This window comes from Erysipelothrix sp. HDW6B (assembly GCF_011301115.1).
GTDB classification, from domain to species: Bacteria; Bacillota_I; Bacilli_A; order Erysipelotrichales; family Erysipelotrichaceae; genus Erysipelothrix; species Erysipelothrix anatis.
On record NZ_CP049860.1, the window covers coordinates 1,117,830 to 1,133,048 of the forward strand.

The following is a 15,219-nucleotide window of genomic DNA, read 5'->3' on the forward strand; positions in this document are numbered from 1 at the left end:
GAGGTAGTTATGGATCGTCGAAGACAAAAAGATAAAGTCAAAAACTACAGTGGTAGTAGTGAACATTTGAAAAAAGATCTCAATATCAAAAAAGTCATCGATGTCCGTTTGCAGATATTTATGATTTTGTTGGCGGCAATTGCCGGAGGTTTGATTTATCGTCTTTATACGATTCAAATTGTTCAAGCAGATCATTATGCAAACCTATATGAGAAATACCAAACACCACCACTTTACTCTCAAACAATGCGCGGCGAAATGGTGGACCGTAATGGTGTTAACTTAGTGTCAAATCAAGCTAAAAAAGTTATTGTTTATGACCGACCAAGGAATACATCTGCAGCTGATCAATGGGATGTTGCAAAATTGTTTGCCAAAACTTTTAATATCCAACATTCATTGAATGAAGATGACAACAAGGTACTATGGCTAAGACTAAATGACTATGGCGAAGATTTAGTTACTGAAGAAGAATACAAGTCGTATACAAAAGGCAATATGACGAAGGAGGAGTATGATGAACTTATAAAATCACGTATTACTCCAGATCATTTGAATACACTTACAGAAGAAGACAAGGCCACATTTGAAATCCAAGTAAAGATGAATAATGGTCAACTGGGTCAGTCGTCTATCGTATATGAAAATGCAACCAACGAACAGATTTCATATCTTGCTGAACATTCAAATGATTTTCCAGGGTTTAGCTATGATACAGAGTGGGAACGTGTTTATAACGAAACGGTTGATATTAAAAATTTATACGGATCACTTGGAGATATTCCCGAACAAAAACTTGATACCTACATTGCCAAGGGATATCAAGCAGATGATGAAGTTGGTGTTTCGGGACTTGAGTATCAATATGAAAATGAATTATCGGGTATTGACACACAATATGAGTATCAGTCAGGAACAAAACAATTGCGTTCTGAAGGACGTAAAGGTTATGGTTTAAAACTTGCCTTGGATACGGATCTACAGAAGTTTGTAGAAGCAGAGCTTACCAAAAGAATTACGGATGTTAATAAAGATCCGCAACGTACAGCTATGGATCAAATGCATATGATTGTTTCGGATCCACGGACAGGAGATATTCTTGCAATTGCTGCTATGAAGGAAAATAATTCAAGTGGTGAAATGAAGTATTGGAATGATATTCAAAGTACAATGCTTTCAAACGGAACGTTTGCTGTCGGTTCGACTGTCAAACCGGCAACGGTATATATGGGTCTATCCGAAGATGTAATTCAACCGAATGAATTAATTCTTGATGCACCGATGAATATCGGAGGACTCATTCGACATTCATGGAAAGATGGCATTGGCAATGTTGATGCGCGTTCGGCGCTTCAGATGTCAAGTAACATCTATATGTTCAATGTTGCAATTCGCCTTGGTAATGCAACTTACGTACCTGGAAGTTCACTGATTTTCCCAGATGGACCAGCAACATATGACTTAATGCGTTCATACTATTCACAATTTGGTTTAGGGGTTCCAACTAATGTTGACTTCCCACGTGAAGAAATTGGATACATTGGATCTCGTGAAGCTGATAGTAAATTACTCGAACTTGCTATTGGTCAATATGATACCTATAACGTCATGGAATTGAATCAATTTGTTGCAACTATAGCAAATAATGGAACGAGAATGAAACCACGTCTCGCAACAGGGACGTTCAACCAAGATACTAAAGCGATGGTCAGTGAAAACACGCCTCAAGCATTGAGTACGCTTGATGATCTTGAATCGTTGCGTGTTGTTCAAGAGGGGATGAGACTTTATATTTCCTCTGGAGAAGGGTATGCATCTGGAAAAGAAAATTACAAATCAGCCGGTAAGTCTGGAACGGCTCAAATTAGTTCTGACGGCATCGAATTACGAAATAGTACGTATATCGGATATGCTCCGTATGAACAACCAGAAATCGCAGTCAGCTGTATTGCACCGAAATCTGTAACTGAAGCACAAGCGACGCGACAAACAATCGCTAACGAATGCGGGTATGCAACGCATGCTGTTATGGATTACTATATGGCACGTAAATCACAATAATTTAGTATAGGCATTGCAAATAAAGTATGGTATAATGTCTAGGCTATGAGTAAATGGAGGTAATTATGAGAGCACAAGCTATTTTAAAATGCACAGAGTGTGGCGAAGAAAACTACTACACATCACGTAACAAAAAAGTCCAATTAGAGCGTATGGAAATCAATAAATATTGCCCACGTGATCGTAAACACACTTTACATAAAGAGAAAAAATAAGTCGTAAATCGACTTTTTTTCTATTATGAAAATAACGAAACAAGTAATGGGGTATGTTGAGACCAATACATACTATCTTGAAATTGATAATAAGGTAGTTGTAATTGATCCATGTATGGACCCGAAAAATAACGCTCAACGTTTATTAAAACCACTAGAAGGTAAAGAAGTCATTGCAATTTACCTTACCCATGGACACTTTGACCATATATCTGGTGTTGATGCAATTACAGAAATATATAAGTGTCCAGTCTTTGTATTTCATGAAGAAGCACACTATTTAACGAACCCCAATGTTAATCTCTCAAATCAAATGCCTGAATCTGTTGTTCTGACTTCGGATTTTGAGACATTTTTTGAGGAACCACAAACAATCGGACCGTTTAGTTTTGATGTCATCAAAACTCCAGGCCATACAAGTGGTTCAGTGAGCTTTATTTTTGAAGAGGATGCCATTGTTGGTGATTTTATATTTAAAGGAACCATTGGACGTACTGATTTACCTACGGGAAGTATGGCAACGATGAATAACTCTTTAAAGATGTTTATTGAAATGTTTGAGGATGAGCAATTAAATCTTTATCCCGGACATGGCGATATTACGGATTTAGATACCGAGAAATTAAGTAACCCATTTATTCAAAAACTAAAATAGCCTAAAGGCTATTTTTTTTTATTTTAGGTTAAATTAATAAACAAGTGTATTTAGAAGTATGACTAAAATAGAGATACAATTCGACCAACTTATTAAACAGTGTGTTCAACATCGAATCAGTGATATTCATATTTATGGGTCGGAATCACAACAAGAGATAGTTTTACGTAAGCATAAGCATATGGTAATGAAAGTAGATGACATTGATCCGAAAACGTTATTTATTTATTTGAAGTTTATCGCGGGTTTTGACATTACAAATCCAAATCCGCAGACGAAGGTATTCCATTACTATATTGCGGAACAAGACCTTCAAATACGGTTTGCGGGCATCCACAATTCAAATAAATACAGTGGTGTTGCTCGAGTTTTAAACATTAATGATAGTAATCTTTGGGCTGATTTATGCCCATTTAAAACGATTCGTAGCAAAATTCATGAAATCATACAAAGTAATTGCGGAATCCTTTTGTTTGTTGGTCGAACTGGAAGTGGAAAATCAACAAGTATGTTTTATGCACTATCACAACTCAAGACCAAGCAAATTTATACTTTAGAGAATCCGGTCGAACGGATCAACGAACGGTGGATTCAAATCGATACAGAATGTGTTGGTACTCATCTAACGCAACTATTGCGCCATGATCCGGATATTATTGTACTTGGAGAACTAAGAACCGTTCTAGATATATCTGAGTTAATACGTGCAGGACTCAGTGGGCATATGATTGTCGCAACAATGCACGCATCAACGTTACAACAGGCATTACGAAGGCTCGCTGAATTGGGGGCAAGTGTGGAAGATTTACGCGAATTACTGGAAGGCGTTGTACTTCAGGAAATGAAGATGGATGTTAATGGAGAGGTGAAGGTTTTTTTTGAAATGTTTGATAAGGAAAAAATTAGAGAAAATCTATGAACAACGTCGATTGAAGATGCAAAGCGAAGAAATCCTAGAGTCTTTAAAAAACGGTATGAATATTCAAGATATCAATACACAGTACGGTTGTGACTTTACTTCACTGGAGAGACTCTATGAGTGCTTGGACGCAAAAGGTGAGGGTATTGTTATAAATCCCTTTGTTAGTTTAAAATCTTATGTATTTTGGATTAAACTCAAGCAAAAAATATACAGCGAAATTGCACAGAAAATAGCTTATCCAATTCTTCTTCATGTAGTGTGTATCGTGATGATTAGCATTTATTCTAATCAGATAAGGTACCAGATAAGTGTTCTTTTGGAAGATAGTGCATTGAGTAGTACTAGTATTGAAACTGTATCCAATCTATTTGCAATCATTTTAGCAATACATTGCATCGTAGTTGGAATAATTGCATGTTGCTGTTTTAGTCTGCGTGTTTATCCAACACTAAGTTTAATCATAATTAACAAATTTTCGCGGATATATCGACTCATGGGCACAATACGGATTATTAATCTCTATAGCAATAGTACACTTTTTGCAATCTCATTTCATGATACGTTTTCATTACTAAAAACCTCGAATTGTGAGATCCTAAAATGGTATGGATATCACGTTCTAGACAATTTAGAAACTGGGAAAAGCATACAAGAAATATTTTCGCATGATATTTTTGACAAGGATTTAGGTAGATATTACGTATTCAAACAAAATGTTTTAAAGCAAAAAGAAGGGCTCGATTCATACATACGTCACGCTACAAAGAAACTTAGTAGATATTTCGGGCGTGTAATCATGATTTACAAACTGCTTGTATATGGTTTTGTGATATTAACTGTGTATGGATACTATCAAGTAATGTTGATTCCAATCAATTTGATGGAGGGACTATGAAAAAAGGATTTACATTGATAGAAATGGTCTTGGTTATGGCGGTTATTGTTGTATTGTTGTTGCTAACAATCCCGAATATTCAACGAACATTGAATGTAATTAATGAAAAAGGATGCGATGCACAACTAAAAATAATCGATGCTGCTATTCTACAGTGGCAACTAAAGCACGATGGAGTTCCTGTATCAATTCAAAATCTCGTTACAGATGAGTTTATAACAGAAAGGCAGACACGATGTTCTGATGGAAAAAATATTGAAATTGTTCACGGTCAAGCGACAATACAGTAATGGCTTCACGATGATCGAACTATTAATTGTACTTAGTTTTGTTATCTTTGTTACAACGATGGTCAGTCACCATCAGATTTTCAAGGAATTACCGTATGCTAACAAAGGGATTATCACACGTCAAGTTGAAGCGATGTATAAGCTGAGACGCAAGTATGTTACTGCAGATGTGTGGTTTAATGCTAACGGAAATGTAAATCATGCAGGGGATTTTGATTACAACAACAAAAAATGTACGATACAACTAGGTTTTGGACGTTATCGTTGTGTATAAAGGATACTTAATGGTGGAGCTTCTTTTGGCAATTTTGATAGTTGGAGGTGTATTTAAGTTAATCGTCGATGTTTTCAAGCTGGTTTCACGTTAGTTGAGTGCATGATAAGTTTTACAGTGTGGGGACTTATTACCATATTGATTCATCAAATCCTCATATTAATGGTGAAAATTCACCGTCCAACAATATACCCGATTTCAGTATTTAAACTCCAGCTTACGCAACTTTTAAACCGTGCAGCCAATGTTAATACCGAGAATGGCACCATATTTTTTTCTTTTGATGAGAAACAATTTGGTATTTCATGCAAGGATTCACGGGTAGTCAAAGAACCGGGATATGAAATTTTAATTGATGAAGTAACAACATGTCAAATTGATAGGAGTCTTATGAATGTATGTACAAAAGATAAATGTGAAGCGATATCAACGTGGCATGATTTTAATACATAGTCTTATATTTTTGACAGTTGTTTGTTTCTGGATTAAACGGGAAGTTTCTATATCCAAAGAGTATTATGAAACTGTAAGCTATATGGAAAAGATTGAAAAACGTCTAAATATAGAAAGAACAGTCTTTAATTATTTTAGAAAAAATCCCGAAAGTACCGCATATGAGGATAGTGGAAACCAGGTTTCTGCTGAAAAAATTGAAGATAAAATCTATATAAATATAAATGGAGTTATCCCATATAGATTAGAGTATGCTATAATGAAAGACGAAAGTTTCAAACTTTACATAACGGAGGAATAATTATGATTTCATCAAACGACTTACGTTCTGGAATGTCAATTTTACATGAAGGCAATCTTTATGTAGTTATTGATACATCACACAATAAAACAGCACAACGTCAAATGATTATTAAAGCAAAAGTACGTAATATGCGTACAGGTTCAGTAACTGAACTCAGCTTCATCGGAGGAGACAAGATTGAGCAAGCTCACGTTGAAAAACGACCAATGCAATATCTGTACGATGCTGGTGAGATGATCGTGTTCATGGACAATGAAACATATGAACAAATAGAAATCGATAAAGCTCGTCTTGAGTGGGAATTGAATTTTATGAAAGAAAATTCAGAAGTAACAGTTGTAGTTTATGAAAGTGAAATTCTAGGAGTTACACTTCCAGAAAAAATTGCGCTTACAATTACACAAGCAGAACCAGCGGTTAAAGGCGATACAGCTACTAACGCACAAAAAAATGCAGTACTTGAAACAGGATATGAAATCCGTGTTCCATTATTCATTAGCGAAGGTGAAGTTGTTGTTGTAAATACTTCTGACGGAAAATACTCAGGACGTGCATAATTAATTAAAAAAGACCTTTATTACACATAGATAAAGGTCTTTTTTTATATTTGTAAATAATTATCACAAATCATAACGTCAGAAAGAGTATAAGTGTAGACAAATAAGTACTGAGTTCATATAATTACAATGTACTTCAGGGCAGGGTGAGATTCCCGACCGGCGGTAAACCCCGCGACCCATCAATGATGGTTGAATTGGTGAAATTCCAATGGCGACAGTATAGTCTGGATGAAAGAAGTTGTTTTTTCATGTCGCCTTGAGTCTTATTTTTTCACAAGGAGGACAAAAATGAAAAAATTAAGCACTCGAATTATGGTGAAGATATCAATACTTACAGCAATGTCGGTGATATTTTACTATTTTGAATTTAGGGTTATACCTGGATCGCCATTAAAAGTTGATTTGAGCGATGTACCAGTCTTAATTGGCGCGTGGTTAATGGGACCACTTGCAGGTTTTATGATTGCGCTATTGAAAAATTTAGTTCACTTTCTAACAATTTCAAGTGATGGCAATATTGCTGGAGAACTTGCAAACTTTGGATTTTCGGTATTACTCATGCTTCCAGTAGTGTTCATTAAAACCGATCGTAAATTCAAGAATGGGATACTCACGATTGTTTCTGTCGTCGGCGTTTCTCTAATAATGAACGTGTTCAACTATTACGTAACATTTCCTTTGTATGGGTTAGACCAATCGAATGCATGGGACATACTAAATGCCGTTTACTTACCATTCAATATCGTTAAAGGTACCATACTTATGGTCTTATTTATGCTTATTAAACCAACACTAAAAAGAATTCAATAGGACTCCGGTCCTTTTTTTTATGAATGCAAGGAAAAATTTGTTATAATAGATAAAGGTCATGAAGCAATTAAAATAACTTATGTAACTAATCCAATCATTAGTGACTTTTAATATGCTATAATTTATCAAAGGAGTGATATTGTCATGAAATCTCGCGTTCAAAAAAATCAAGCACTACATGAGGCATTGTCTTCAAATGCAGAGAGTGGAATCGAAAATTCAAATCTTTCACAATTTGCTAATCGATTAAATCAAATTGATGATCAGTTTAGAAAAATGGATGAAAACGAACCCAAAGTCGACCATGAACCAACTCGGGCGCGCCAACATATTCCATCACAAAGTGAACCAGTTGAACCCAACACATTTGACACATTTGAGAATACATATTTAAAAGAGTTTTTGAATGAAGTTAAAGAGTACAATGTTAAAAAAGGGTATCGTGATGAAGGCAATACACAGTCCAATATCTTTAAAGAACTTGATATTGATGCTGAAACAATTCAAAAAATCAACCCAGACATTATGCAATCGGTTATCAATGAAATTGATCCAAGTCTAAAAGCGGATGCTAACATACTTGAAGAAACTCGTGTTTTCCGTGTTGATTCGCTTCAAGACGAACATAGTGTTCCAGATTTAGAAAAAACAATTTCAATGGCCGTTCATGAGATGGCGCAAGATGTTGATACTCCTGCGGATACTCAAGTGGCTAAAACACAAACTCAAGAAACTGAAGCGGAGCCTGCTGTCGAAGTATCTCAAGATGATTATGTTGATGTTGCACCAATTGATGAAGTTGTTGAATTGGATATCGATATGTTAGATGATAAATATGAAGAGAACTTAGATGAGGTTGGATCATTTAATTTTGACTCAGAAAAGTTCAAACGAGAATTATTAGACCAAACACAAACGTTACAACACAAAATTATAGATCAAGAACGTCATATTGAGGAAATCAGTGATACGATGGTTAAAACGAATCGTATGATGAATGTCGTTATTTCACTTCTTGTCTTAGCTATTTTTGTTGTTATTATTTTAATATTGATTCAAAAAGTATAATTAGAGGTGAAAAAGTGATTAATATAGCAATTGATGGGCCGAGTGCATCGGGAAAAAGTACGATCGCAAAGCGGTTAGCAAAAGATTTAGGATATACACATATTGACACTGGTGCGATGTATCGTGCAGTAGCATATGAGTGTATTAGACAAAACGTGGATCTCGAGGATGAAGTAGCTTGCTTTGAGGTTGCTATGAAAACAGAAATAGAACTTTCGCCAGAAGGTTCTATCTTTGTGAATGGCGAGGACGTAAGCAATAATATTCGTACTGATGAAGTATCTCAAGGTGCTTCAAAAGTATCAAAATTTGCAAGAATACGTGAGCTGCTCGTTGCAAAACAACGTAAAATGGCTGAAAAGAAGGGGTTTGTGATGGATGGTCGAGATATAACCTCCGTTGTACTTCCAGATGCTGAGATTAAAATTTTTCAAACTGCGGACGTTACTGTACGTGCTCAGAGGCGATTTGAAGAATTAACCAAAAAAGGATTCGATGTAGAATTTGATACCTTATACAAAGAATTAGTGGATCGAGATTATCGTGATATGAATCGAGAAGAATCACCATTAATCAAAGTTGAAGATGCAATTGAAATTGATACAACCTATCTCAGTGTTGATGAAATTGTAGCGTTAATTAAGAAATATATAGAGAGTAGGTAGTAAAAATGATAGATGGAGTTGTTGCGATCGTTGGTCGCCCAAATGTAGGGAAATCCTCATTGTTCAACCGTATCATGGGTGAGCGATTATCAATCGTTCACGATGAAGCAGGAGTCACACGTGACCGCTTATACGGAAAAGCAACATGGTTAACTAAAGATTTAAGATTTATTGATACAGGTGGAATTCAAATCGAGGGACAAGCATTCGCGGATGAAATTCAAATGCAAGTCGATATCGCTATTGATGAAGCAGATGTAATTGTTTTTGTTGTTAGTGGAATGGAAGGTCTGACTAATGATGACCAGCATATTGCCCGCCTATTACGTGAAACGAATAAACCTGTTATTGTAGCGGTCAATAAAGTTGATGATATTCAATTTCAAGCAGATATTTATGAATTCTATGCACTTGGCTATGATGAGCCAATGGCAGTAAGTAGTTTGCATGGAATTGGTGTTGGGGACTTACTTGATACGATTATTCGAAAACTCCCTGAAAAGGGTCTGACAATGTATGAAGATGAATTGAAATTTTCAATCATTGGTCGTCCGAATGTAGGGAAGAGTTCACTTGTGAATGCAATGCTTAATCAAGAACGTGTAATTGTTTCTAATATTGAAGGAACAACTCGTGATGCAGTTGATACACCGTTTAGATTTCACGATAAAGATTATGTCGTTATTGATACAGCAGGAATTCGTAAGCGTGGTAAAGTATACGAAGACGTTGAAAAGTATTCAGTCTTACGTGCGATGAGTGCCATTGAACGATCAGATGTGGTTTTATTTGTGTTGGATGGAGAGCAAGGAATTCGTGCTCAAGATAAGCACGTTGTTGGTTTTGCGCACGATGCAGGAAAACCTATCATTATCGTTTATAACAAATGGGATACAGTTGATAAAGAAGAAACATTGATGGATGATGTGCGTAAGCAAGTTGCAGGTGAATTCTTGTATCTTTCATATGCGCCGATTGCGTTCGTATCGGCTCTAACCAAAAAGCGTGTTCATACATTGCTACCTCTTATTGATCAAGCGTATGAAAATAGTAAACGCCGTATAGGAACAAGCGTTCTTAATGAAGTTATTCAAGATGCAATTCGTTTAACGCCACCTCCATCACACCATGGAAAACGTTTAAAAATTCTATATACATCACAGGTTGCTACAGCACCACCAACGTTTGTCGTGTTTGTAAACGATCCAGAGTTATTACATTTCTCATACAAACGTTATCTAGAAAATGCTTTACGTCGTGCGTTTAACTTTGATGGTACGCCGATTCGTATTTTAGTCAGGAAGCGAGGAGCATAATGAAAATTGGGATTATTGGTTCAGGAAGTTGGGGAACCGCATTAGGACAAGTTCTTGCTGATAATCAACATGAAGTTCTCATCTGGGGGCGTAAGCTGGATGAAGTTGTTGATATACATTTGTACAGCCAAAATGAAACATATTTTCCAGGTATTAAATTGAATGAATCTTTGGATGCAACACAAGATTTTGAAGAAGTAGTAAATGCCGATGTCGTATTACTTGCAGTACCGACAGGTGCTGTTGAAGAAGTCGCGAAGCGTTTGAATGAAACATTAACAAGACCAGTAACAATCATTAATGTTGCCAAAGGGTTTCATCCCGAGACTCACGAGCTCTTAATTGATGTTATTGAGCGAGTGGTTGATGCTGAAAAGCGTCTTGGGGTTGTGAGTCTGATTGGGCCTTCCCATGCTGAGGAAGTTGTATTACGTGATTTGACAACAATTAATGCGGTATCTTTAAATCAAAATGCTGCAGAGCTTGTACAGAATCTTTTTTCAAATGATTATTTCCGTGTCTATACTAATAATGATGTGATTGGTGCACAGGTTGGTGTGGCAATCAAAAATATCATTGCGATCGCAAGTGGATGCTTGCAAGGATTAGACTATGGGGATAATGCTCGTGCTGCATTAATGACCCGTGGTCTTGCAGAAATGACACGTTTTGGAGTTGCATTGGGTGGAGAAGCAGAGACATTTTTAGGACTTTGCGGGGTTGGAGATTTGATTGTAACAGCTACAAGTCAACATTCACGAAATTTTCAAGCAGGGTTTATGATTGGAAAAAACAACTCAGCCCAAGCATTTTTTGACACAAATGACAAGACCGTTGAGGGTGTTTTTGCGGCTAAAGTTGTCCATAATATGGCGAAATCAATGAATGTATCGATGCCAATCACAGAAGAGGTCTATAAAGTCGTCTTTGAAGGCAAAGAACCAGTCACCGCAATTCGTGAATTAATGCAACGCGATTTAAAAGCAGAGTAGCTTTAACTTGTGTTTTAAGCAGTATAATGATATTATTTCAATATGAAATGGAGGTTTCAATATGAGTGAAACATACAACAAAAAGTTATTAGGGGAAGCAATTGCAACAAACCTAGACGTAAGTAAGAAACAAGCTAATGAGTTTATTGATGCATTCTTAGATGAAGTCAAAAAAGTCTTAGAAGAAAAAGGTACAGTTGATCTTGCAGGGTTCGGTAAATTTGAAGTTCGTCACCGCGCAGCACGTGATGGTTTCAATCCACAAACAAAAGAAAAGATCCGTATCGAAGCTTCATACAGTGTAGGGTTCAAACCTGCAAAAGCATTAAAAGACGCAGTTAAATAATAATTAATTGAGGAGCGATGCTCCTCTTTTATTAATAGAAATTTGGAGATTAATTTATGATGCCATATCTTTATTTTAATCCCGTAGGTATGGGTTTTATTCTAGTTGCCGCAATTTTATCATTAGTTGCACAAATGTTTGTAAAATCTAACTATAGCAAATATAGTAAAGTCAAAACTATGGGATCAATGACAGGTGCTGATGTAGCACGCCGTATTCTCGAATTGAATAATATTACAGATGTTGAAGTGGTTCAATCAAAAGGAGGGGTCTTAAGTGACCATTATGATCCTACTAAGAAAATTGTAGCCCTTTCACCAGATGTATATAAAAATAATTCAATTGCTTCAGTGTCAGTTGCAGCCCATGAAGTCGGGCATGCTATTCAACATGCGGAAGCATACGCTTTTATCGGAATGAGAAACAAGTTATTGCCTCTGGCAATTACAGGTAACAGTATTTCTATGATAGCAATCATGATTGGGATTTTTGCGCAAGATACTACGATTTTCTATGTCGGAATTGGAGCCTTGTTATTGATGGCTGCATTCCAGTTGGTTACACTTCCAGTTGAGTTCAACGCTTCTGCAAGAGCCTTGAAAATTTTAGATCAACAAGCAATTTTGACCCAAAATGAGCTTCCAGGAGCTCGTAAAATGCTATCAGCAGCCGCATTAACATATGTTGCAGCTTTAGTAGCGACATTAATGTCGGTGCTCAGATACATCGCAATTTTTAATAGCAGAAAAGACTAGCATACACATGCTAGTTTTTTTATGATTAGGCGAGTAGATAGCATATTTAAGATAGAGGTGATGTGATGAAACGATTCTACAGTATCTTTATCATGCTAGTTTGTTACATTTTTATTCATTGTACTTCGATAAGAGTTGTAGCGGAACGTCAGAGTTTTATGCATGAAGTATCGAACATCCAATTGAATGAAACAGGATTAGTGATAGAAGGGTGGGCATTAGTGCGAAATCGTACTCACTTATTGAATGAAAAAACACATGCATTCAAATTGGAATTAAGAGGGAATATGCATTCAATCTGGGAAACGGGTACCGTTAAAAATATTTCACTTACGGATTTGATGGAATATCGTGGATATCCTAAATGTAACTTTTTCGACAAGTATAAAACGGATTGCAATTACGACTATGAAAATGTTGGGTTCAAATTTGAAGTTCCACTTTCAAAACTAAAAATTGACAATTACTCAATACGAATTCATATGAACGTAGCAAGTACAGACGAAAGTTTTTCGAGTCGACTCAACTATCTAAACGAGAGTGACATAGCGCACAAATCTAAAATGTTATCATATACACTAAATAGTGATTTTCGATTTCAAAATATTAAAATCATACATCCCACAGTAGTTGCTAGAGCTAAACCATATTTGAATTTTCAAACACCAACTGTTCAGTATGGAAAATGCTCACAAAACTATGGAAGAGATAGTTTTTACATGCACAATACCTCTTTTAAGAAGATCAAGAGTATCCGGTCGAACGGGCTGGTAAAAGCAATCGAACTGGGTGTTCGTTTGGATAGCTGTGATGGTTTGCGTAATCGTGTTGTAGAAGGTGATGAAAATATAGCTTTCGTACAAAGCAATTTTGTATCGTATCCGCAAGATAAAGGCTTAACATTGAGTGTTGTTTCACTTAAAAGTGATCCGGTAATCATGGCTCCGGATTTAACGGTATCGCAGTATGAAACCATTGATGTAATGCACAATGTAATTGCTAAGGGCTATGATAAAGAATCAGTAACGCATCAAGTGAAGCCAAGTCAATCATCAGTTAATACGCGTAGACCTGGCAAACAAGAAATAAAGTATCGTTTTGATAATCATAGTGTTACTAGAACAATTTTAGTTCTCCCAATCGAGAAGAAATACCGCTATGTATCGAATGATAGCATAAACCAACTTATCTTATGGAATCAAAAAGAGTTTAAAGATGAGCTCCAAAAATTGGTAAAATAAAAACTCAGCCGAAGCTGAGCTTTTATTAAGCATTTTCTTTATCAAGTGCGGCTTGAGCAAGAATGTTTAAATAGTTCCAAGGGCGGTCAAAATGTGGTTGGAAGAAGAAATCAACATATGCAAGATCTTCAATCGTCATTTTATTTTGAACTGCCAAGGATAATGTGTTTGCTGATTGAGTTACGTCATATTTTGAAATAACTTGACCACCAACAATACGTCCAGTTCCTTTTTCCCAAACAAGTTTCATCATAACTTCTTCAGTTGTAGGCATAAACTCAGGACGGTAGTTATCTTTAACAACTACAGAATCAACTTCAAGACCGAAGTGTGGTGCTGAGTTTACAGTGACTCCAGTTGATCCAATGTTGTAACCAAATAAGTAAAGACCAGAAGTTCCTTGTGTGCCTCGGTATTTTACTTTATTCTCGACGATGTTACGACCTACAAGTGATCCCATACGTACCGCATTTGTTGCAAGGGGAATGTATGCATTTTGTCCATTAGGATTGTAATGAACAGCAACATTGTCACCAGCTGCAAAAATTTCTGGGCGGCTTGTTTGCATGTATTCGTTAACAATAACAGCACCATTTGGTAATGTATCTACTTTACCTTGGATTAATTCATTACTTGGACGGAATCCAACGCAAAGAATGACCATGTCTGCTTCAAATTCGCCTTCTGATGTAACGACTTTATTAACTTTACCGTTTTCATCAGCTTTGAATTCTTGAACCACTTGATTCAATGCTATGTTTACGCCACGTTCTGTAAGGTCTGCTTCTAAAACGTCTGTAAACTCAGGATCAAGATATTTATTTAAAATACGATCAAGACCATCTACAAGTGTTACTTGTTTTCCTGATTCAACAAAAGCTTCAACGAGTTCGATTCCGATGTATCCACCACCGACAACAACGATTCGTTCAGCATCTTCTTTGCGAGCGATGATTTCTTGAGCTTGGTTGTAGTTTTTACATAACAAGATATTTTCAGATTGGATACCAGGGATTGGTGGCGTGATTGGCCATGATCCTGTTGTTAGCACCAATTTGTCATATGACTCAGTAAATGATTCATTTGTAAGCATATTAGTTACACTTACAGTTTTTGTGTCAACATCAATGTTGGTGACATTGTGTTCCATATGTACGTCTGCGCCAAGACCTTTTAATTCTTCTGGATTTGAGTAAAAAAGTTCTTCCGCTTTTTTAACAACGCCTCCAACATAGAGAGCGATACCACATGATAGGAATGATACGTTATCATTTCTTTCGAAGACTTTAACTTCTGCTTGTGGTGCTTCTTTCAAAATTGCTTTAACTGCTGATGTACCCGCGTGTGTACATCCGATTACTACTACTTTCATACATAAACCTCCTATATGTACTTTC

General features: G+C 36.3%; 17 protein-coding genes and 1 riboswitch. Of the genes, 16 read left to right on the forward strand and 1 reads right to left on the reverse strand.

The window, feature by feature from the left end:
- The first annotated feature begins 9 nt into the window (after positions 1 to 9).
- From G7061_RS05550 to G7061_RS05625, 16 genes are all read left to right on the forward strand, one after another.
- Positions 10 to 2,061 (forward strand): penicillin-binding protein 2, encoded by a 2,052-nt coding sequence (locus G7061_RS05550; RefSeq protein WP_159641409.1) that lies wholly within the window; start codon positions 10 to 12, stop codon positions 2,059 to 2,061.
- Positions 2,062 to 2,126: 65 nt separating this feature from the next.
- Positions 2,127 to 2,276, forward strand: coding sequence for a 50S ribosomal protein L33 (rpmG, locus tag G7061_RS05555; protein WP_159636437.1), 150 nt, complete (start codon positions 2,127 to 2,129; stop codon positions 2,274 to 2,276).
- Between the two features lie 25 nt (positions 2,277 to 2,301).
- The gene (locus tag G7061_RS05560; RefSeq protein ID WP_166119583.1) at positions 2,302 to 2,931 is read left to right on the forward strand and encodes an MBL fold metallo-hydrolase; all 630 of its coding nucleotides are present in this window, start codon (positions 2,302 to 2,304) and stop codon (positions 2,929 to 2,931) included.
- Between the two features lie 58 nt (positions 2,932 to 2,989).
- Positions 2,990 to 3,850, forward strand: a complete 861-nt coding sequence (locus tag G7061_RS05565; protein ID WP_166119589.1) for an ATPase, T2SS/T4P/T4SS family — start codon at positions 2,990 to 2,992, stop codon at positions 3,848 to 3,850.
- Between the two features lie 894 nt (positions 3,851 to 4,744).
- Positions 4,745 to 5,038, forward strand: coding sequence for a competence type IV pilus major pilin ComGC (gene comGC / locus G7061_RS05570; RefSeq protein ID WP_159641406.1), 294 nt, complete (start codon positions 4,745 to 4,747; stop codon positions 5,036 to 5,038).
- Positions 4,992 to 5,312, forward strand: coding sequence for a prepilin-type N-terminal cleavage/methylation domain-containing protein (locus tag G7061_RS05575; RefSeq protein WP_159641405.1), 321 nt, complete (start codon positions 4,992 to 4,994; stop codon positions 5,310 to 5,312). The genes comGC and G7061_RS05575 overlap by 47 nt, the downstream gene beginning before the upstream one ends.
- Positions 5,313 to 5,706: 394 nt before the next feature.
- On the forward strand, positions 5,707 to 6,066 hold the full coding sequence (locus G7061_RS05580) for a hypothetical protein (protein WP_166083452.1): 360 nt from the start codon (positions 5,707 to 5,709) through the stop codon (positions 6,064 to 6,066).
- Positions 6,067 to 6,068: 2 nt separating this feature from the next.
- On the forward strand, positions 6,069 to 6,626 hold the full coding sequence (gene efp, locus G7061_RS05585; RefSeq protein WP_159641402.1) for an elongation factor P: 558 nt from the start codon (positions 6,069 to 6,071) through the stop codon (positions 6,624 to 6,626).
- A gap of 128 nt (positions 6,627 to 6,754) precedes the next feature.
- Positions 6,755 to 6,873: riboswitch (FMN riboswitch) on the forward strand.
- Between the two features lie 44 nt (positions 6,874 to 6,917).
- Positions 6,918 to 7,439 carry an ECF transporter S component gene (locus G7061_RS05590; protein WP_159641401.1) on the forward strand — a complete coding sequence of 174 codons (522 nt, stop codon included), beginning with the start codon at positions 6,918 to 6,920 and terminating at the stop codon, positions 7,437 to 7,439.
- Positions 7,440 to 7,583: 144 nt separating this feature from the next.
- The gene (locus G7061_RS05595) at positions 7,584 to 8,507 is read left to right on the forward strand and encodes a hypothetical protein (protein WP_159641400.1); all 924 of its coding nucleotides are present in this window, start codon (positions 7,584 to 7,586) and stop codon (positions 8,505 to 8,507) included.
- Positions 8,508 to 8,521: 14 nt separating this feature from the next.
- On the forward strand, positions 8,522 to 9,172 hold the full coding sequence (cmk, locus tag G7061_RS05600; RefSeq protein WP_159641399.1) for a (d)CMP kinase: 651 nt from the start codon (positions 8,522 to 8,524) through the stop codon (positions 9,170 to 9,172).
- A 5-nt stretch (positions 9,173 to 9,177) separates the two neighbouring features.
- Positions 9,178 to 10,488, forward strand: coding sequence for a ribosome biogenesis GTPase Der (gene der / locus G7061_RS05605; protein ID WP_159636415.1), 1,311 nt, complete (start codon positions 9,178 to 9,180; stop codon positions 10,486 to 10,488).
- Positions 10,488 to 11,480, forward strand: coding sequence for an NAD(P)H-dependent glycerol-3-phosphate dehydrogenase (locus G7061_RS05610; RefSeq protein WP_166119594.1), 993 nt, complete (start codon positions 10,488 to 10,490; stop codon positions 11,478 to 11,480). The genes der and G7061_RS05610 overlap by 1 nt, the downstream gene beginning before the upstream one ends.
- A 61-nt stretch (positions 11,481 to 11,541) precedes the next feature.
- Positions 11,542 to 11,826, forward strand: a complete 285-nt coding sequence (locus G7061_RS05615; RefSeq protein ID WP_159636411.1) for an HU family DNA-binding protein — start codon at positions 11,542 to 11,544, stop codon at positions 11,824 to 11,826.
- 56 nt (positions 11,827 to 11,882) lie between these two features.
- Complete coding sequence (locus G7061_RS05620; protein ID WP_236261707.1) at positions 11,883 to 12,581, forward strand: zinc metallopeptidase; 699 nt, start codon at positions 11,883 to 11,885, stop codon at positions 12,579 to 12,581.
- 65 nt (positions 12,582 to 12,646) lie between these two features.
- Positions 12,647 to 13,822: a hypothetical protein gene (locus tag G7061_RS05625; RefSeq protein ID WP_166119597.1), complete on the forward strand. Its 1,176-nt coding sequence runs from the start codon at positions 12,647 to 12,649 to the stop codon at positions 13,820 to 13,822.
- Between the two features lie 25 nt (positions 13,823 to 13,847).
- Here the strand turns inward: G7061_RS05625 and G7061_RS05630 are convergent, their stop codons facing one another.
- A complete protein-coding gene (locus G7061_RS05630) occupies positions 13,848 to 15,194 on the reverse strand; it encodes an FAD-dependent oxidoreductase (protein ID WP_159641396.1) in 1,347 nt (448 codons plus the stop codon).
- Positions 15,195 to 15,219: the final 25 nt, after the last annotated feature.